Here is a 19533-nt window from a genome sequence, read left to right as displayed (position 1 = left end):
GCGGCCAAACGCACCATCGAGGAGCTCTGGTCGATCATTGGGGAATTAATGGACGACTTCGCTCCAGATGAGTGTGAGCGGTATATCCGACACGCCGGCTATGGCTAGTCAACGTGAAAATGCTCTAACCGTAAATTTGGTCGAGAAGCTGTTCAAAAGGTTTGTGGTGCATGACCGATAGATCGGCTTCTGCCTCGCGCTTACGCTTCATGCCCATAGGGCCACTATTGCGCCTAGCCTGGGTAGGCAACACAACTAAATACGATGTGTTTACTACATCAATGGGGCATTAATTCGGGCCGCTCCAACCCACCGCATGGCGAAGTAGAGTTGCTAAAACATCGGCACATTAAAACAACCCAAAGGCGTAAGGTTTACGTAATAATCGTATGCAATTCTTTCTACACGGCAATATATTTTTATGTTAAAGGTTGAATTGAGGGAACTCTCAAACATGTGTTGCCACATATCATCGCCTGCTGCTCAATCATTAAAACGTAACACCGGTTTTATCAGTTCCAGCGTTGTTTTAAGACTGTATTGATTTAAACACTGTATTAATTTAAAGACGACTTATTGATGTAACTAAGGGGTATCGAGCAGTAGTACAGGAAACGTAAATGGCATATCCGCCGATGCCGGGATAGAAATTTACGGAAGCTTGCATTTTCACTGAAGTGTGCCGAGCAAGCGGCACGCTGAACTACTTAACGACTTACCGAGACCATTGAGCACATCAATGGTCTTCGAAGAGAGACAAGCCATGCAAACAAGAACAACCGTGCTGCCAGTTGCAAGATCAATCGCCTACGTATTGGGCGTATGCGCTTGCTTCACCTCGATAGCCGTACAGGCTGCCCCGAAAGAAAAATTTGCCTCGCCGCTTGCCAGGCAGGGCATGCAGTTGAAGCTCGATGTCGCAATGTTGAATCCGGCGTTGGCGGCGGCAGCTGAAGAGGACTGCGAAGGCGATCTGCTGGTGCAACCGATGATCACTTCGCCGGTTCAATTAGCCAGTCTTGCATCGAACGATTCATCGCGAAGCGGACGGTTGAATACCGCTGCTGTTATCAATGACGTCGTTGCCGCAACAACGACGCCGGCGACGGGCAAGACCGCCGCAGAAGCGCCGCCGTCCCCGGTGGTAGTGCAAGCGGTCGCACCGGTAGAAGCACCAAAGATTCGGCAAACATGGGAAATCGTTCCGGCCGATAAAACGCTCAATGCGGCGCTCGCCCGCTGGGCGGCAAGCGCCGGCTGGCAGCTGGTGTGGGAATTGCCGGTCGATTACGCGGTTGATGCGCGCACCACAGTTCCAGGCACTTTCGAAGAAGCCGTCGGCGTCGTCACCAAAAGCATGGGGAGCGCTGAAATTCCATTGAAAGCAATTTTCTACGCCGGAAATAAAGTGCTGCGTATCGTGGCCAAAGGAGCCGAATGATGAACCTCAAACAGTTGACTACCGCTGCATCGGCATTGATTCTGGTTTCCGGCTGTACCGGTCTGACAGAGAAAGTAAATCGTGGCGTCGATGACACCAATCTGAAAGCATCGACTTTGGTGAAAGACGTTGGCCGTCCCGCACCCGGTGTAGTCATGAAATCGGCGCCGACCGTTGTGCATGAAGACGGGGTCTGGCTTGGCAAGAACATTGTCAAGGTCGGGCAACCGGCGCTGCCGCCTATCTTTTATGAATCGGCCACCTTTGATCGCAATGTTCACTCGCTGGCCGAACTTGCCGAACGGATCACGCTACGTTCCGGTATTCCGACCAAGGTAAGTCCGGACGCACTTGCGGCGTCGAACGGGGCCGCACCAACGGTCGGCAACACACAGGCTCCGATCGCCGGTGCAGCGGGCGCACCGCCGTTGCCCATCCAGGCAGCGCCGATCGGCAGCGCAGCGCGGCCCAGCGGGCCGATACGCATTACCTACAACAACGGCAACTTCAAAGGCTTGCTGGACATGGTGACCGCGCGCTTCGGTGTCTACTGGAAATACGCGGATGGCGCGATTCAGTTCTTCCATACCGATTCGCGTACGTTCCAGATCAATGCGATTCCCGGCGATTCATCATTTACAGCAAATGTCACCAGTGGCGCGACATCGACGGGCGGCGTGTCAGGCGGTGCTACCGCCGGCGCGACAGGCGGCGTGGGCGGTGGGGGCAATACCGGCGTGACCGCGAACAACAGCCAGAACACGGCAGTCACTTCGCGACTGTCGGTATATTCAAGTATTGAGAAGGCCGTTTCGGCAATGCTGTCCGCACATGGCAAGGTAGTCGCCTCGCCCGCGACCGGCACCATGACTGTCGTCGATACACCGGATGCGTTGGACCGTATCGCAAGCTTCATCGAAAGCGAGAACAAGGCCTTGTCGCGTCAGGTGGTGATCAATGTCACCGTGCTGTCGGTGAACCTGTCGAATGCAGATGAATACGGCATCGATTGGGATCTGGTGTACCGTAACCTGAGCCAGCGTTACGGCATCCATAACACCTTTGCCGCCAGCCCGTCCAGCACCGGCTTCTCGGCGGGTATCCTGTCGACGTCGAGCAGCAAATTTGCCGGTTCCTCGGTGCTGATCAGTGCATTGTCTGAACAGGGCAAGGTGCGACGCCAGACGACGGCGTCCGTGGTGACACTGAACAACCAGCCGGTGCCGGTACAAGTTGCAAAGCAGACCAGTTACCTGCAATCGTCGCAAACCACGATCACCGCGCTGGTCGGCAGTACCACCACGCTGACGCCCGGCAACGTCACCTCCGGCTTCAACATGAGCATCCTGCCGCATGTGCTGGCCAACGGTACGGTCATGCTGCAATTCTCGACCGATATTTCGTCATTGCGAGGAATTCGCCCTGTAGAGAGCAACGGCAGCAAGATCGAAACGCCGGAAATGGATACGCGTAATTTCCTGCAGCGCGTTGCCATGAAGTCAAACGAAACCCTGATCATCAGCGGCTTCGAGCAAACTGATGACAATCTCGATGAACGTGGTGTCGGCCAGCCGAAAAACTTTTTGTTCGGCGGTGGCTACAAGGCGGTATCGGGCAAGGAAGTGATCGTGATTCTGATCACGCCAACCACGATGAACAGCGGCACCTGAGCGACGCGACGACGCCATGGCCATCTACATCACTCAAATAGAGAAACACAGATTCGTCTGTGGTCTCTTCTGGCAATCGCTGTCGCGTCCGCGCGAACTGAAAAAAGAAGCGGCCAGCCTCGCAAAGAAGATCGACTTCGATCTGATGGTGTTGCGCAAGGATCATTCGACCGCGCAAGCCGGCTTCGCGCAGAGTAGGGACGGCGCCCGTCGCATGATGTACTCGCTGGGAGCCGTGGTGTCGAAGACACTGGCCCTGGAAGGTGCGTACTACGACGGTCAGCAGCAGCGCGTACATAACTGGCTGGGCGCATTCAAGCTGCCGGATGGCATGTGGGCTTACTTTGCCGCACGCGATGCCAGCTTCCTGCCGAACGGCGATTTCGCCGGCACGAAGGAAGAAGTGCTGGAGCGTCTTCACGGCGACTATGGATTGGGTGGCTGGAATGTCGTCATCGGCGATGCCGAACTTGAAGACTACGGATTCCATAACTTCAATGCGAAGCGGATCGAAGACATGTTGCCGCGCCGCGGTAATGGCCAGATCCGCACGCACAAATGGTGGGGACTGCGCCCGGTCACGACAAAGCTGACCTGGCCGCCTGTGGCGATTGCCGCTTCGCTGATCGTTATCGCCGGTGTGGGCGGCACCACCTACTGGAAAAAACTGCAGCGTGAAAAGGAAGAGGCGGAACGAGCGCGAGCAATGGAAGCAGTGCGTCAGCAATTGCTCGGCAATGCCGCACCATCGGACATCCCGCATCCTTGGGCCAGCCGGCCGCTGCCGGCGCCCACTGCACAAGCATGCATTGAACACTTTACGCATGTCACCGCCGGCGGCTGGCGCCTCGACCAATATGTGTGTACGCCGGACCAAGTGACGTATTCATGGTCGCGTCAGAACTCCAATATCGATTTCCTGCTCGCGCAATTGCCTAAAGCAGTGGTCGATATCAACGGTGAAAAAGCGACTTATTCAGTGCCGCTTGCGTTGAAATCAGGCAAAGATGAAGCATTGCTGGAACAAAAGCAGCTACTGGAACCACTGATATCACGTATGCAGTTGCTGAACCTGACACCGAACGTACGATTGGTGCCGGTACAAGCACCTGTCGGGCAAGCGGCCGCACAAAATCAGGCTGCGCTGCCCAATTGGAAAACGTTTGCGTTCACGGTGAGTGCCAACGGCATTCCGCCAGCTGAAGTGGCGACGATACTTGATCGACCTGGAGTGCGTATCGAACGACTTGTGTATGGCAACGGCGCATGGTCTATAGAAGGAGTGATGTATGCAAAATAAAATCGGACTTTTCATTGTTTTCTCGGGCATCGTATTGTCAGGCTCTGCTGTTGCCGAGTCCGCCTCCGATACGCTGACACGGGTTGAAGCCGAAACGCTGATACTGAAAGCGCGCGAAAAGCAGCTTGATGTACAGGCAAGCATCGTCGCCAAGCAGAACGATATCGCGGCCAAGCAGGCATACAAAGACCAGATGACGCAGAATGCGGTCGCCGGAGATCCGGTTATCCGCTCGATTGAGGGCATTGGCAAGTCAACCTACGCGACGTTGGAACTAAGTAACGGCAATCTCGTCGATGCGCAGGTCGGCGATGTGCTGTCCAATGGCATGAGGATCGTGTCGATCCGTTCCAATGAAGTCATCGTCGAACGGCAAAAGAAGCGTACCCGACTGTTCTCCTCAGGGCGCACTCCGACTGCATTCAATCCGAGCTATCCCAGCTCTGGCCTAAACCTGCCTCCATTGCCGATGATGCCGCCAGGAGGGATCCCGCGATGAAGCTGCCGTTCTTTATCGAACCAAAGCTCGCCAAACCTTTGGTTGCCCGCGGTAGCGGCACATTCAACGAGAGAGTTGTCATGTCCGGCGAAAAGCAGATGAGCGAGACGATGCTGCCTAATGTTTCAGATTCCACCGACTTTACCGATGCACGCGTCGCCAGTCATGGCGGCGAGTACGAGGCCAGCGCCGAAGAAAAGAAACTGTTGTGCTTGCTGGCCGACGGCCGTCTGCTGATCGCCGAAGGGCATGAGTTGAACTCGCACGTGCTGTCCTATCGTGCCCGTCTTGAAAAAATGCAGCGTCCGTACCGTGCGCTATTTGTGCGCTTTGAAGTCATCGGCCGCATGTATCAGTCCGGCACGCATGATCTCGTCGGTCGCCACCAGGAACATACGACGATGCAGGTCACGGCAAAAGACCTGTTGAAAAAAGCGTGCAGCGCGCGTGCTTCCGATATCCATATCCGCGTGAAGAAAACGGCTACGGAAATCCATTTTCGTATCCATAACGACCTGGTCAAGACGGGCAGCCAGACACGCGAATATGGTGAACGTCTGCTGGCAACGCTGTATGGCGCGATGACGTCGGTCTCCGACAACTCGTACAAGCCGACAGAACGTCAGGATGCCAGCATCTCAGACCGCGACAAGCTGCCGCCGCAGCTGTACGGCGTGCGTATTGCGACCGCGCCGACCAGCGAAGGCGTGGTGATGGTGCTGCGCCTGTTGTACAACGATGCCGGCGACAACATCGACTTGCGTCCGCTCGGCTTTTCGGACGAGCACGCAGCGATCTTGCAGCAATTGAAGGAACAGCCGATCGGCATGAACATCATCAGCGGCCCGACCGGCTCAGGAAAGTCGACCACGCTGCAGCGGGTATTGTCCGGTGAAATCCTGGAAGCCGAAGGCAAGCTGCATGTGATTACCGTCGAAGACCCGGTTGAATATCCGATCGAGGGTGCGGTACAGACGTCGGTAACCAATGCGGGTACCGAGGAAGAACGTTCGCGCCTGTTTTCCGCTGCGATTGCAAACGCGATGCGCCTCGATCCGGACACCATCATGATCGGCGAAGTGCGTGATCGCGCGTCCGCGCAAAATGCCTTGCGCGCATCGATGACCGGCCACCAGGTATGGACGACTGTGCACGCAAACAGTGCGATCGGCATCGTCGACCGGCTGGTCGACCTTGGTCTGCCGCTCAGCCTCGTCGCCGATCACACCGTGGTGACCGGCCTGATCAGCCAGCGCCTGGTCAAGGTATTGTGCCCGCACTGCAAGAAAAACATGCTTGAGCATCAACATGAAATGCCGGCAGCCGCACTGGCACGTGTCCAGCGTGCGATACATGAACAAGACCTGGCAAAGGTCTGCATTGCCGGCAGCGGCTGCGAGCAATGCAACGGTCACGGCACCATCGGCCGTACCGTCGTGGCTGAAGTGGTTAATCCGGACGAGCAGTTTTTCAGGTATATCCGTGCAGGCGAAAAGGCCGAAGCGATGCAGTACTGGATGCACGAGCTGGGCGGTAAATCGATCCTTGATCACACCATCGAGAAAATTGCCGCCGGCATCATCGATCCGCGCATGGCGGAAAAGACCGTCGGCCACTTGACGATCGGTGCTACGCAAGGCAGCCGCCGCGTCAACATCGACGAGCTGGATCATGCAAATTGATATCAATCGCTGGTGGGCCAAGACGCAGTTCACTGATACGGTGCGCTTGCGGCTGTATCGCAAGATCGCCAAGATGCTGTCGAACGGCTTGCCATTGCTGAGGATATTGGAAGAGCTGCGCGATAGGGCATCGGAGCATGGCAAGAAGCCAAACGAGCCGCTGGCCATCGTGCTCGATGACTGTCGGCGCATGGTGCAGAACGGACGATCCCTGTCCGAAGGGCTGGAATGGTGGATTCCGCGCACTGAACAAATGATCATCATGGCCGGCGAGCAGGCGGGCCGTCTCGAAGTGACGCTGGTCGCGGTGACCGATGTGGTGCTGGCCGAGAAAAAGATCAAGAGTGTCATCGTTGGCGGCATTATCTATCCGCTCGCCGTGTTCTCGCTGGTCATTGTGTATATCTATCTGTTTGGCACGCGTGTGATTCCACAGTTTGCACGCATGGTTGATCCGACTGCCTGGCAGGGCGCGGCAAAGTCGCTGTATGTGATGTCGACGCTGGTGCAAAACTGGATGTTGTACCTCATCGTTCTGTTGATCGCCGTAGTCGCCGGCGTATTGACGTCGATGCCGCTTTGGCGAGGAAACCTGCGTGTCTTTTTCGATCGATTCGCACCGTATTCGATTTACCGGTTGGTAATTGGCAGCGGCTTTTTGATGGCATTCTCGGCACTGCAATTTGCTGGCATCACGGTCGAAAAATCCTTGATGCGCCTGTCCGATATGGCTGATCCATGGCTGCGCGAGCGACTGGACGGCGCGCTGCTTGGTGTCAAGTCCGGCCTGAACTGCGGCGAAGCATTGCGCAATGCAGGATATGGATTTCCGTCGAAGGAAGTGGTCGACGACCTGTGCGTGTACGCCGAATATAAAGGTTTTGCGGAGGCGCTCAAGGTTCTCGCCGACGAATGGATGGAAGAAGGGATCGAGCAGGTAACGATCCAGATGAAGATTCTCAATGGTGTTGCCATCATCACGCTTGCGCTGGTCATCGCCTGGTTGGTTACCGGTTTCTTCGGCATCCAGCATGAAATTGCCGCCATGACGCGCGCTGTTCGTTAATTTGTTGTTACTTTTTACTTGGAGGATGAAATGAAGAACGTATTCGTCAACAACCACCGTGTGGTCGATCATCGCATCCACCAGCGCGGCGCTTCGCTGTTGGAAGGTATCGCCTATCTGGGCATTGCCGCGATTGTGATTCTGGGTGCGGTATCGCTGTTGGGCAGTGCGTTCGGCAGCGCACAGTCGAATCAAAGCGTTGAAGAAGTGGTGTCTATCCGTACTGCGGTCAGGAAGCTCTATTCAGGGCAGACCTATGCCGCCGGCGACCTCACCCCCACATTAATGAATGCACGGGCGCTTCCCGGTTCGCTCAGGCCAAATGCAGCTAACAATGCGGTTACCAATACCTGGGGTGGCGCCGTAGTGGTAACAGGGGCTGGCGCGACGTTTACCGTTACCTATAACGCCGTACCGGAAGACGTCTGTGTCAACATGATCAGCGGAGCGACCGGCTGGACGCAGATTACCGCAAATGCAAATGGAAATCCGGTTGTTGCGTTCCCCGTTACGGCCGCTGCAGCAGATGGCCTTTGCGTTGCAGGGCCAAATGTCATCGTTTTCACCGCGGTGTAACGGATTGCAGCTCGTCTCTCTGACGAGAAGCAAGGCAAGCAAGATAACGATCGACCATATCGCATAATCAATGAACGCAATTCCGGCAACCAAAGTAAAGCAGCTCGATTTCTCGGATTTGTATCTGGGGCATCCAAGCGTGCAAGACCGGTTCTCCGATGTGCCGGGCGCGAATGCGAATCCGTTGCCGGCCGGCCCCGAGCTGCGCAGTGATCTGGATCAGTTGCTTGCCTTATGTCGAAATGAAATACAAGCGGCATCGACAGGAAGCGAGTTCAAGGTCTGCCATGACAACATCACCTATCGTGTGACTGTCGTGCAAGCCCTCGGCGGTACGGTGTTTGTGTTGCGGAAAATGGCGAACGTGATCCAGTCGCTGGCTGAGCTTGGCATCCCGCAAGTCTATGTGCGGCACCTGATGTCAAAGCAATTGTCCGGGCTGTTGCTGGTATCCGGCACCGGCAAATCGGGCAAGACAATGACCGCTTCCGCCATTGTGAAGGAAAGGCTGGCTGCGTACGGCGGCATCGCGGTAACTGGCGAAGACCCGATTGAATTGCCGCTGGAAGGCGCACATGGAGATGGCGTGTGCTTCCAGACCGTGACGCCACGAGACCGCCGGGAATTCAGCGAACGATTTCGCGGGCTGACACGGCTGGGCGCACGCATGATCCTGGTGGATGAAATTCGCGATCAGGAAACTGCGGCCGAGGTGCTGCAGGCCAGCGTAAACGGTAGTCTGATCATTAGCACCGTGATGGCGGACAACACGATTCAGGCCATTACGAAACTGCATATGCTCGCCAATCCGCGCATGGCGGCCGGCAGCGCGCAAGCCTTGCTGGCCGATGGCCTCGCGGGCGTGTTGCACCAGCAGATCGTGCGCGGTCCGCGCCCCAAACTGGAGGCTGAATTGTTTACCTTAAAGGATGCACCGGTCGCCAGAACCATCCTGCGTAATGGCAAATACGACATGCTGGCATCCGAAATCAAGCAGCAGATAGCATCGATGATTTCCGAAGGCGGTGTCGTGCAACGGATCAAGGGGCAATGAATGTGGCACATACTTGTTCTGACCGTGATGGCGTCGCTTACCGCGCTGTATCTGGGCGCCGAGCAGAAAAATGTCATCGCCGCGGAACAGGTGAAGGTGGAGAACTCCGCTGACAACATGGCGCTTTATCGTGAGGCGGTTATCACTTACTTCAGCAAGAATCCGTCGCTGTATCACAGTGTCGACATCAACACGCTGAAGGCGAGCAATGTATTGCCGACATGGTCCACGTTATATACGCAACCGGCTGCTGCGATATGGACCAACTACCGAGACAGCGACGGCATGATTTATATCTTTGCGTCCGCGCCGCCGCCAAACAGCATCGTTGCGGATGTGCTAAAGCTGTCACAGAATTCGGTGCTGGCCGGCGTATACCGGAACGGCGACAGCACGCTGTACTCGCCGGTATTCGGTGACACCGGCATCAAGCTTCCGCTGCCTGCAATGGCGCCAATTCCACATGGGAGCCCGGTATGGATAGCGATGATCAGATGAGGAAGACAGACATGTACCATACGCAGCGCGGTGTTACCGTCATCGAGACGCTCGGCGTGCTCGCGATCGGGTCGGCCATACTGATCGGTTTGTCCGCACTGATCGACCAATCGCTGGAAGACCTGGAAGGGCAGCAGGCCGCGTTGTATCAGGCACAGGTTACCGGTGCCGCGCGCAAATACATCAGCGCCAACTACCATGCACTGGTCGCCGCCACGCCCGGTGCCGCTTCGGTGGTGCCGGTCAGTATCGCAGAACTGAAAGACAAGCAATTTCTACCGCAAGGCTTCGCGCCCACCAATGCGTATAACCAGGCGACTTGCGTACTGGTGCGGCAGTCAACGCCAGGCAGCGGCAAGCTCGATGCCTTGGTCGTCACGCATGGTGGCCAGCAGATAGAGGACCGGATCATCCCGGCCGTTGCCTCCGGCGCCGGGCAGGGCAGTGGCTATATCAGTGTCGCCGCACCGGCAACGGCGCGCGGCGCCTCATGGAGTCTGGCTACCAATGGCTATCGCGGCATCCCATGTGCCGCCGGCGGAGCGCCAGTGCTCACCGGCGCAGCCGCAGATGGGGGTCACCTGGCGTCGAGCCTGTTCTACGATGGGCCCGGCCAGCTGTCGACCGATTTCCTGTATCGCGACGAAGTTCCGCTGCGGCCGGAACTGAACACGATGAATACGCCGATCCGCCTGGCCCATAAAGCAGTCGTCAGTGCTGGCGACGCTTGCGGCAGCGTCGCCGCAATCGCGGTCGACGCAACCAGGGACTTGTTGAAATGTGACACTGATGGCCGCTGGCGCCATTTGACGACGTGGAAGAACCCGGTCGCCAGCTACGCTATGTTGCCGGCGACCGACAGGGCGGGCGATGTACGGATGGTGCTCGACAAGAAACGGGCCTTTGTCTATGACGGTAGCGGCAGCTGGGTCGCACTGGCGGTCGACCAGAACGGCGATTTCATGGTGGAGCGTAATCTCGATGCCGGCAACAACATCGCGGCGGGCAACGACATGAGGGCCGGCCACAATGTCACCGCCAGCCACAACATTACCGCATCGAATGAAGTCAACGGCGTGGTCGGTGTGCGCGGAGGCTGGCTGCAAATCGTCGATTATGCGGAAGTCGAATCGCTGACGATCAAACGCGCTCGCCGCGCTGGCGACAGGTGCCACATTCCGGTCACAGGCAGTGACGGCAGCACGGACTACATTTGGCCGGTCGGCTCGACCGTGGTGGACCAGAACGGCATCACGATGAATTGCTATAGCGACCGAACTTTCCGGTATCAGAATGGCACCTATAGTCGATGATGTCATGAAGCGTCATGGGTTAGGATTGATGTAACGCCAATAGCAATGAGTATGTTAGGAACACCAGCATGAACAGTACGCAGCGCGGTATGACCATCATCGAGATCCTCGGCGTGCTGGCAATCGGGTCGGCGATGCTGATCGGCCTCTCGGCGATCATCGATTCGTCGCTGGAAGACCTTGAAGGGCAGCAGGCCGCGTTGTATCAGGCGCAAGTCGCCGGGGCCGCACGCAAGTACATCAGTGCCAATTACCAGGCACTGCTGACTGCGACTCCTGACGCGGCATCGGTGGCGCGGGTCAGCATTGTGGATCTGAGAGATAACCTGTTCCTGCCGCAGGGTTTTGCGCTTACCAATGGGTATGGTCAGGCAACCTGCGTATTGGTGCGGCAACCGACACCAGGCAGCGGCCGTCTGGATGCATTGGTCGTCAGCTACGGCGGCCAGCAGATAGAGGACAGGGTTATCCCCGCGATCGCCGCCAATGCCGGGCAGGGGAGCGGGTATATCACCACTGCCGTGCCAACAACTGCACGCGGCGCGTCCTGGAACATGGATACGCTTGCTTACCGTAACGTCGCTTGTCCCGGCGCCGGCGTGCCGGCGCTCACCGGTGCGGCGGCCGATGGCGGGCATCTGGTATCGGGCCTGTTCTATGACGGCCCCGGCCAGCTGTCTACAGACTTCTTGTACAGAAACGACGTCCCGGGCAGACCGGAATTGAATCAGATGCGTACGCCGGTGCATATGCTGCCAGGCAGCGGCGCGCAAGCGACCGAAAATGACTCGACCGATCCGCGCTGCACCGCCGCCAGCGGCACCGGCAAGATCGCCGTTGACGCGCAAGGACGCGTGTTGAGCTGCCAGGGCGGCGCTTGGAAGCGGCAGTCCGGATACTGGAAAGACCCGGTCGCAAGCTTCAATGTACTGCCGGCTACCGGCAATGATGTTGGCGACGTGCGGATGGTGACCGCCCTGTCACGCGCATTTACCTGGAGCGGCACGGCCTGGACCGCGCTCGCGGTCGATCAGGACGGCAATATGCTGGTACCGGCGACGCTGACCGCCAACAACGTGCAACTGAATCAGACAGTGGTAAAAAACACGGTGTGTAGTGGAGATGGATTGCTTGCGCGCGATAGCACCGGCTTGGTGATGTCTTGCCAGTCCGGCACCTGGCGTAGTTTGCTGGACACACGGATCACGACCAAGGTGTTTGAGAACGATTATGTATTTACGTCAGCGCTTGGCGCCGCCCAAAACTACAAGTGGGATTTCGTGATCAGCTTGAATGCAATACCACGGCCACGGCCACTTTATGTCACAGGCTATGCACATTGCCATGCAACCAGTGATGTGCGTGCCTTTGTCAATGTCGAACTGCGGGATGCAAGCCATAATATTCTGGCCTACGCCGGTGGCTGTGGCGCCCGGAGCGAAAGCGCGGATGCTGGATCTTTCGGAAAAGGGTTCGTACCTTTGCAAAAGATTCCGGAAAATGCGACATTGATTCGCGTCTATATGGAATCTGGCATATATGCAGGCGACTACAGCACGTTGAAGCTTGTCGTCTACAACAGCGATTAATGAAAGAACCGGATATGCAAATCCTCGCGCCAATATACCGCCTCCGTATCGCCATAATCATTGCAGGTCTATTCGCGCCCGGTAGCGTCTTTGCCTGCTGGGAAGAAGCCGCAGCGCGTTACCGTGTCAATCCCTACTTGCTGTATGCGATCGCCAAGACAGAATCGAGCCTGAACCCCGCAGCGATCAATCGCAACAAGAACGGCTCTTACGATATTGGCCTCATGCAGATTAACAGCAGCTGGTTTCCAACACTGCGCAAATACGGACTGGAAGAAAAGCAGTTATACGATCCATGCACCAGCATCCATGTCGGCGCATGGATACTCTCACAAAACATGCAGCGCCTGGGTAATTCATGGAATGCAGTCGGTGCATACAATTCCAGCAAACCGGATTTGCGCTTGAAGTATGCGCTGAAGATTTACAAGAACCTTCCGCCAGCGGTGCGCGACGCCGCGCGCGAGTGAACACTACACTTCCCGCACCGGCTCCTGCTCATGCAGTTCCAATCGATAACCCTGGCTGTACGCAGTGCGGATCATCGCGCTGCATTCCTGTCCGAATTGCAGTTTCTTGCGCAGCTTGTACACATGCTGTTCAATCGTGCGGCCTGCGATTTCGCTGTCGACACCCCAGATCGCGGTCCCGATGGTCTCACGGGAAACATAGACGCCGGGAGAGGAAAAGAATAACCACGCCATCGTGAACTCTCGCGGTGTCAGTTCGATCGGCGTACCACGATACGAGAAAGTACTGGTGTCGCGGTCCAGTGCAAAGCCGGCCAGTTCGATGATGCGCCGTGCAGGTCGGGTGCTACTGCGACGCAGGATCGCATGGATGCGCGCGACCAGTTCGACCGGCTCAAATGGCCGTATCAAAAAATCGTCGGCACCCGCATTGAGTGCCTCGGCAACCCAATCGGCATTCTGTACCGCCGACAGCACCATTACCGGCGTGTTGTCCCCGCTGCGGCAGGTGAGCCAGGAAAAAACGCTTTCCCCGTCCTTGATATCAATGCCGACATCGACGAGGATAAAATTGAAATCCCGGCGGCGCACGGTGCGCAGCAAAACAGTATCCGAAGTAAAACGCTCGCAAACGAAACCGGTCCGTACAAGAACGGTTTGCACTTGCTCGAATACGGCATTATTACGGATGTAACATGCAATGTTCATTGCGCGGCACTAGCGTTTGCTATTGAGCATATCGTGGAGTTCAAGACGGTTATAGGCCGTTCGCATCGCGTCCTTCTGGTTAACCGCTTTTTTGGCAACCAGCTGCACGAGAACCTCGTTGAGGCTGCGCGACATGTTGTCTTCCTTGCGCCGCATGAAATCCGCGATCAGATGCATTTTGCTTGGATCCGCGATATACGGAGCTACCTGCTGGTTATTGTTGAAGATCATTTCGCTTGCAAGCACGAAATCCTCACCGTTCTCGGTCGGCAGCAGGTTTTGATAAATGACGCCGACCAGCGAATTGGCGAGTGTGGCGGTGCGCTGAGTACGTTGTTCCGGTGAAAAGAAACCGAGCAACTTGGTGATCGCGCTCACTGCGCTATTGGTATGCATGGTCGCCAGCACCAGGTGGCCGGACTCGCCGGCATGCAGCACGGTGTCGGCCGTATCAAAATCGCGGATTTCACCGACCATCAGGACATCGGGCTTTTGTCGAAGCGCCTCGCGCAGGCCGGTCGAGAAGCTGGCAGTATCGGTCGGCACCTCTTTTTGCGAAATGATGGATTGCTTGCGCTGAAGCTCGTACTCGATCGGCTCTTCGATCGTAATGATATGCGAGCGGCGAACGCTATTCAGATGATCAAGCATCGATGCGATGGTCGTCGTCTTGCCGGAACCGGTAGGGCCGGTCACGAGAATGATCCCCTTGGTCGCTTCCAGCATGGATTTCACATAGATCGGGAGTCCGGTCTTCTCCAATGGAATGGGATGCAGGGGCAGGCGTCTGATTGAAATGGCGACCTTTTCACCGCAGGCGATCCGGTACACGTTGCAACGCAGGCGGCATGCGGTCAACACGAATGGGCGGTCGATGGCACCATCGATCACCTTGTCTTCCCAATCCTCATCGATTGCCTTGAGCACCGGCAGCATCTCTTCCAGCATCACAGGCTCGGCACTGATCTCTTGCCAACCGCGCGGGGTCTTGTACATGATCGGCGCATCTTGTTCGATATGGATGTCCGAAAAGATCTGTCCGGCATTCACCAGAGCGATGATTTCATACAGCAGATCGCGCGATTCGGAAAATTCGTTGGCCATGTGTCACCCTGAGTATTGGATAGGTCGCAATGTGATTGCAAGCGGCGTACGCGCATGAGGCATGCGTAATCACCGGGTTCAACTGTATATCGATTCTAACGGAAGAAAGGTGTAATTGTCTCCGGGAAATTCTTAATTGCGACAGCGTCGCAGACAGGAGAGTGCCTTATCGGCATGATACGAGCCTGGCTTGATGCCAGGTGCAGGAAAGGTGACTGGTATAGGCGCGCTGGAGGGACTAAAAGCGCTCGAATCAATGTACGGAACGTTCATGCAGTGCCGCATAGGTACGGTCATACTGCAGCAGGCATTGCGTCATGACGAACTGCTCATCGGACTGGAACAGTCCTCTTTCCAGCGCAGCGATTTCTGCGCATTTTTTTGAAATCCCTATATTGGCGCGGCCGATCTGTTGATGTTGTTCAGTTTCTCTTTGCAGGCTCGAAAAATAAACAACTGCTACCAATATCGGAATTGCGCCACCGGCAAAACCGACCCCAATGAGCCAGGATAGCTCCTGCTTGATGCGATGCAGCACAGAAGACATACCGCTTTCTGTTGCGATTTGACGCCTGCCAAACAATGTGCCGGTTGCCCATGCAAACAATATCGAGAAGACAGTGGCCGTCGATAGTACTGTTATCGCACCGAGAATAACCAATCGATTCTGGACAAGGACGCTCGCCGGAATATTCAGCAGCAACAAACCGACGATCAGGTCGAGGCCGATCCAGAACGACAAGAGCAAGGCTTTCAGAAAGAAAGTCGTTGACTCATGCGGCGAGTAATAGCCGCATCCTTTACGTGTGGTTACGTTCGCATGCCGGTGCTGATATGGGTCATCAACCGCGCCCGAATTGGTTTGCGTCAGGATAGCAGGGTTGAGTGGCCTGGTGAGCGATTTGCTCGCGTCACATGTTTGCCTGACTGTATAAGAGGCTGCCATTTTCAGTATCGACTTCACCATTATCGTTTCATCCGTTCGGAATTAACACCAATTTTGTATTGCAACAATGTGTGGCAGTCCAACTGAAAGAGTTCCGTTACCGATGTATCGGCTAGTGAACTTGACTCTCTTGTCTTGCTGTCCCTGCACCATGCAAATGGAGCGCGGCAGGTACGACTACTGAGCATTCGGTAAATAAATGACAGAGGAGCGTATTGATACTTTCGACCTCCACCCTACGCCGGGCGCCCCTAACCCTCCCCCTCGCCGGGCACCCCTACCCAGAGGAGGGAACCGGCTCCTTCCTCCTGGCAGGAGGAAAGCTGGGATGGGGGTTGAGTGTGTCAAGTATCTACTGAACTCTCAATAATTCATGCAATTGCATAAACCCTCCATCATTTTATGACCGCACACATTCTTCAAAATGGAACCAGCGCTGCAGGAATTCCACTCACATTACAGCCAGTGGGTATGTTACGCGTCACGTAGCGATGCCAGAAGTCCGAAACCCATATTGCGTGGAGAAAGCAAATGCAAACCATCATACAACTTGAAACAAACCAGAACGTCGACCACAACAGCCACTCGTCGTCGTTCCACTTACCGTTGAATCCAGACGATGTACATCACGCGCCGACGGGCGGGATGAGAAATGACGTCGATCCTGCGCTGGAAGAGGGATTTCCATGGATGCGTGTGCGCAGGTTACCGAAGAAGGGATAACCAGAACGATGCTTATTGCAGACAGCGATAATTTCGCAAATGCATGAGTCTGCCTTCTTCCTTGGTGTAAGCGAGGAAGAAGTGGTGTTATCCGCCGAACTAAACCGCAGCAGCACCTAATACATCCAGGTACAAGCCTTCCGTCATGGTAATTACGCTATGTCTATCTCTAGAATCGCATCGTTGGCCAGCCTGACTGCAGTAAACTGGCAATCGTATGCCGCACAAGTCCAGACCCAGCAGACCAGCAGCGTCAACTATGGCCTGCCGGTACAAAGGATACTGCCGACGATTCACAATCCCACGCATGGCAGCGATTGGTTTTTTCGCAGATACGGGCCGGCAATGGTGTACCGTGCAGGTACACCGCTTCTGCATCAACGTCAGCGTCAACGTCAAACAGGCATCGGCCATCAGAGCGAAGTGTTGGGGCATGGTGCTTCGTCTCGGGAAAAAGAGATTATTGAGCGGGTCCAGGACGAGCGGCAAACAGGAGTCAAGATGGAGCCGGCTAAAGTCCACAACCGCTCGATCGCGAATACCATCGATGGGTCTTTACCCAGAGACGACCCCTCTACCGCGTCGCGCAGTTCTGCCTCGGGCACGAAACACCACCTGGAAAACGAACGCGCCGCAGATAGAGCGCGCGCCAAGTTCCGCTTTTTCCTGGAGCTTCAAAAGTCTGGCGCCTGGGTAATTGCTCCGGCAGCCTGACAAATCCCATTCCATTTACATGTCCAATCGAAGGACTCTTGTATTGGCGCGGCTTCTTTGCAACAGAGACCCGTAAGCTCACGTGACATCAGATAAACGTTGTCAAGCGTGATTCACGCCTTCAGAACCATCCTGCCATTTCTGTCCGAAACATCAATCCCGCATCCAGCGGTCAGGTGGAACCAAAGCCTGCATGGCGGTCACCCATGGATAAGTACCTGATCTATCGACGCGACGATGAAGAGGTGATTCGGCGCATCCCATTGCATGGCTCGAGAGGGGGAAATGAAATGGCACCATTACAGAATCCAGCCATAGAACGGCTGGAAAAAATTTTTGACGTTGAGTTGGTGATATTTGGCACGTATACACATTGCGCTACAAAACGCATTGTCAAGGTATTGGCTCAGACCAGCAAGGGGGCGAAGAAGATCTGTAAATGGCGCTACCGGCGCAGCGAGATCAAGGGAACTCGTGCAGTATCTGATCCAGATATGCTGATCGCGCCTGACCTGTTTCCTGCATATGAAATATAGCAACCTGCCATATTCACAGTGAACTATGCAGCTTTATGGGCTCGTTGTACCTGTTACCTGTTTCGTGTGGTTAATCCTTTAGAACCTGCATCGTCATGATCCCTTCTCGGAATTAGAGCCAATGGCGGTGATAATACCGAATTCGGCCAGCAATCCACGTAACTGATTTCCTTGTGCTGTCCTGGATTTTACAATCCTTGTCTTACTCGATGGAAGGCCAAAATCGCCTGCGCGTCAGATGTCTTTACCGGCGCAAATCGCATGGAGAATCTGGTAACTGCTTAACGATTGACTGCAGCATCGGCTGCATCGTGTTTGTTTCTCTTTACGTAAGGGTTAACAAACTGTGGCGCGACAAGCTCTACTGTCTCCCCCATAGTTGTTAGCTTGGGAGCTCAGAAATGTAGATTCCGCATGCTTTCATATCGATCAGGCATGGCTGAAGATGTGCAAACAATGGGATTACTTGTTTTCGACAAAATGTTTTCCGAAGACGTTCCTCGGCTTTCGTATCAACGCCGTGTAGTGCAAAGATTTGCTTGGCCAAATCAAGATTCAGAATGACATTCTCTTGATTGGGGCACATCCTACAAGATGTTTTTTTCAGAATCCGACTTGAGCTTCCATTTCTTACCGTTGAATGACCAGTTGGTGTTACCTCCAGGAGTTAATTTCATAAATTCGCTGTCTTTCGTAAATCCAATAGCCTCGTAGATTTCCTTGATTTTTTGACTACCTGGTGAGATCTCCACTACCCCGTTGTGCCCTAATTTTTGAGAGCGATTAACCGCGTGCTCTATCAGCGCTCCACCTAACCCTCGGTGCCCCGGGTACGTTACCAAGTGATTGATATAAGGCGGATCCTTAGGAAAGCGTTTATGGTCCAGCGTTAGAAATCCTGCTGGCTGGCCGGCAACTTTGCAAGAAAAAATGGTGATTTTTTGATCGATGTCTTTTTCGACGCCGTCGACAACGGCCTGCGTCGCGTCAAATCGCTCTTTAGAAACATGATCAGGCTCAGATGTCAAATTCTTCAGACGCGTTCTAAATTCTTTAATTTCGGTACGCGCAACCTCTTTTTTCAGCTTACTTATCGAGGTTGACTTAGTTACGAAAGGAATTGCTGGAATGCTGAGTCTCGGGATTTGTGAATTTCCGCTGTTGGGGACGTCTACGACGGACGGCGCTATTGATAGTGCTCGTCTTTGCTTTTCCGCTTGTATCAAATTGGCTTTCATAGCGCCTCCAGGCTGATTCGTTGGCGACGCTGAATCTGCCAAGCGCTTCTTCCCCGACTGGTTATCCAATGGTTCTGGGTGAGTGTTGATATTTTCCGACGTGGTCGGAGCTGGTGATGGCGAAACAGGTGGTAGCGAAACAGATGGCATTTTCATCGTTTACTCCATTTGTTTTCCATATCCGGAAGTATCTCTTGATGCGATTATTTCTGACGCCGACTCAAATGGCGGCACTATCCGTCCGGCTCTATATCGTTCCTCTGAGTACTTCAGACCACATGACCGTATCCCGGAATTAGTACCGGGCTAACGCAGAAAATTTCGGCTCCGTTGTGGGTGCAGACAAGGCGCTATTCCTTGCCAGACGGGCGAATTCGGCCGGTGTTGCCCACTGCAATGCAGAGTG

Annotated in this window: 19 protein-coding genes; 15 read left to right on the top strand and 4 right to left on the bottom strand. The window is 55.1% G+C overall.

What is annotated here, in order from left to right:
• Positions 1-763: 763 nt before the first annotated feature.
• From ACFQUU_RS28110 to ACFQUU_RS28055, 12 genes are all read left to right on the top strand, one after another.
• Positions 764-1441 (top strand): toxin co-regulated pilus biosynthesis Q family protein, encoded by a 678-nt coding sequence (locus ACFQUU_RS28110; protein WP_382251825.1) that lies wholly within the window; start codon positions 764-766, stop codon positions 1439-1441.
• Positions 1441-3111: a PilN family type IVB pilus formation outer membrane protein gene (locus tag ACFQUU_RS28105; protein ID WP_382251828.1), complete on the top strand. Its 1671-nt coding sequence runs from the start codon at positions 1441-1443 to the stop codon at positions 3109-3111. The genes ACFQUU_RS28110 and ACFQUU_RS28105 overlap by 1 nt, the downstream gene beginning before the upstream one ends.
• 16 nt (positions 3112-3127) lie before the next feature.
• Complete coding sequence (gene pilO2, locus ACFQUU_RS28100) at positions 3128-4411, top strand: type 4b pilus protein PilO2 (RefSeq protein ID WP_382251823.1); 1284 nt, start codon at positions 3128-3130, stop codon at positions 4409-4411.
• Positions 4401-4910: a type IV pilus biogenesis protein PilP gene (gene pilP / locus ACFQUU_RS28095; protein WP_382251822.1), complete on the top strand. Its 510-nt coding sequence runs from the start codon at positions 4401-4403 to the stop codon at positions 4908-4910. Before pilO2 ends, pilP begins: the two co-directional genes overlap by 11 nt.
• Before the next feature lie 110 nt (positions 4911-5020).
• Positions 5021-6592: a GspE/PulE family protein gene (locus ACFQUU_RS28090; RefSeq protein ID WP_382251827.1), complete on the top strand. Its 1572-nt coding sequence runs from the start codon at positions 5021-5023 to the stop codon at positions 6590-6592.
• Positions 6582-7658, top strand: coding sequence for a type II secretion system F family protein (locus ACFQUU_RS28085; protein ID WP_382251820.1), 1077 nt, complete (start codon positions 6582-6584; stop codon positions 7656-7658). Before ACFQUU_RS28090 ends, ACFQUU_RS28085 begins: the two co-directional genes overlap by 11 nt.
• A 30-nt stretch (positions 7659-7688) precedes the next feature.
• Positions 7689-8234 (top strand): type 4 pilus major pilin, encoded by a 546-nt coding sequence (locus tag ACFQUU_RS28080; RefSeq protein ID WP_382251818.1) that lies wholly within the window; start codon positions 7689-7691, stop codon positions 8232-8234.
• 70 nt (positions 8235-8304) lie between these two features.
• Positions 8305-9288 carry an ATPase, T2SS/T4P/T4SS family gene (locus ACFQUU_RS28075; RefSeq protein ID WP_382251816.1) on the top strand — a complete coding sequence of 328 codons (984 nt, stop codon included), beginning with the start codon at positions 8305-8307 and terminating at the stop codon, positions 9286-9288.
• Positions 9289-9786 carry a type IV pilus biogenesis protein PilM gene (gene pilM, locus ACFQUU_RS28070; protein ID WP_382251814.1) on the top strand — a complete coding sequence of 166 codons (498 nt, stop codon included), beginning with the start codon at positions 9289-9291 and terminating at the stop codon, positions 9784-9786. It abuts the gene before it with no gap.
• A gap of 11 nt (positions 9787-9797) precedes the next feature.
• The gene (gene pilV, locus ACFQUU_RS28065; RefSeq protein WP_382251812.1) at positions 9798-11099 is read left to right on the top strand and encodes a shufflon system plasmid conjugative transfer pilus tip adhesin PilV; all 1302 of its coding nucleotides are present in this window, start codon (positions 9798-9800) and stop codon (positions 11097-11099) included.
• A 68-nt stretch (positions 11100-11167) separates the two neighbouring features.
• On the top strand, positions 11168-12688 hold the full coding sequence (gene pilV / locus ACFQUU_RS28060) for a shufflon system plasmid conjugative transfer pilus tip adhesin PilV (protein ID WP_382251810.1): 1521 nt from the start codon (positions 11168-11170) through the stop codon (positions 12686-12688).
• Entirely contained in the window at positions 12688-13158 is a 471-nt protein-coding gene (locus ACFQUU_RS28055) for a lytic transglycosylase domain-containing protein (protein WP_382251808.1), read from the top strand. Before pilV (ACFQUU_RS28060) ends, ACFQUU_RS28055 begins: the two co-directional genes overlap by 1 nt.
• A gap of 3 nt (positions 13159-13161) precedes the next feature.
• Here ACFQUU_RS28055 and ACFQUU_RS28050 read toward each other — a convergent pair whose 3' ends face one another.
• The 3 genes from ACFQUU_RS28050 to ACFQUU_RS28040 all read right to left on the bottom strand — a co-directional run bounded on the left by ACFQUU_RS28050 (position 13162) and on the right by ACFQUU_RS28040 (position 15676).
• Entirely contained in the window at positions 13162-13866 is a 705-nt protein-coding gene (locus ACFQUU_RS28050; RefSeq protein ID WP_382251807.1) for a response regulator transcription factor, read from the bottom strand.
• A gap of 9 nt (positions 13867-13875) precedes the next feature.
• Complete coding sequence (locus ACFQUU_RS28045; protein WP_382251805.1) at positions 13876-14970, bottom strand: type IV pilus twitching motility protein PilT; 1095 nt, start codon at positions 14968-14970, stop codon at positions 13876-13878.
• A gap of 253 nt (positions 14971-15223) precedes the next feature.
• Positions 15224-15676, bottom strand: coding sequence for a hypothetical protein (locus ACFQUU_RS28040; protein ID WP_382251804.1), 453 nt, complete (start codon positions 15674-15676; stop codon positions 15224-15226).
• A gap of 771 nt (positions 15677-16447) precedes the next feature.
• Here ACFQUU_RS28040 and ACFQUU_RS28035 point away from each other — a divergent pair.
• From ACFQUU_RS28035 to ACFQUU_RS28025, 3 genes are all read left to right on the top strand, one after another.
• On the top strand, positions 16448-16639 hold the full coding sequence (locus tag ACFQUU_RS28035; RefSeq protein WP_382251802.1) for a hypothetical protein: 192 nt from the start codon (positions 16448-16450) through the stop codon (positions 16637-16639).
• 183 nt (positions 16640-16822) lie between these two features.
• A complete protein-coding gene (locus tag ACFQUU_RS28030; RefSeq protein WP_382251800.1) occupies positions 16823-17353 on the top strand; it encodes a hypothetical protein in 531 nt (176 codons plus the stop codon).
• A gap of 206 nt (positions 17354-17559) precedes the next feature.
• Positions 17560-17889: a hypothetical protein gene (locus ACFQUU_RS28025; protein ID WP_382251797.1), complete on the top strand. Its 330-nt coding sequence runs from the start codon at positions 17560-17562 to the stop codon at positions 17887-17889.
• A gap of 587 nt (positions 17890-18476) precedes the next feature.
• On the opposite strand, the gene ACFQUU_RS28020 is transcribed toward ACFQUU_RS28025, so the two are convergent.
• Positions 18477-19283 (bottom strand): GNAT family N-acetyltransferase, encoded by an 807-nt coding sequence (locus tag ACFQUU_RS28020; RefSeq protein WP_382251795.1) that lies wholly within the window; start codon positions 19281-19283, stop codon positions 18477-18479.
• Positions 19284-19533 lie beyond the last annotated feature (250 nt).

The sequence above is a fragment of the Herbaspirillum sp. GCM10030257 genome (genome assembly GCF_042666555.1).
Classification (GTDB): Bacteria; Pseudomonadota; Gammaproteobacteria; order Burkholderiales; family Burkholderiaceae_D; genus Noviherbaspirillum.
Note: the sequence above shows the minus strand (reverse complement) of the source record. Positions and strands in the feature narration are given on the sequence as shown.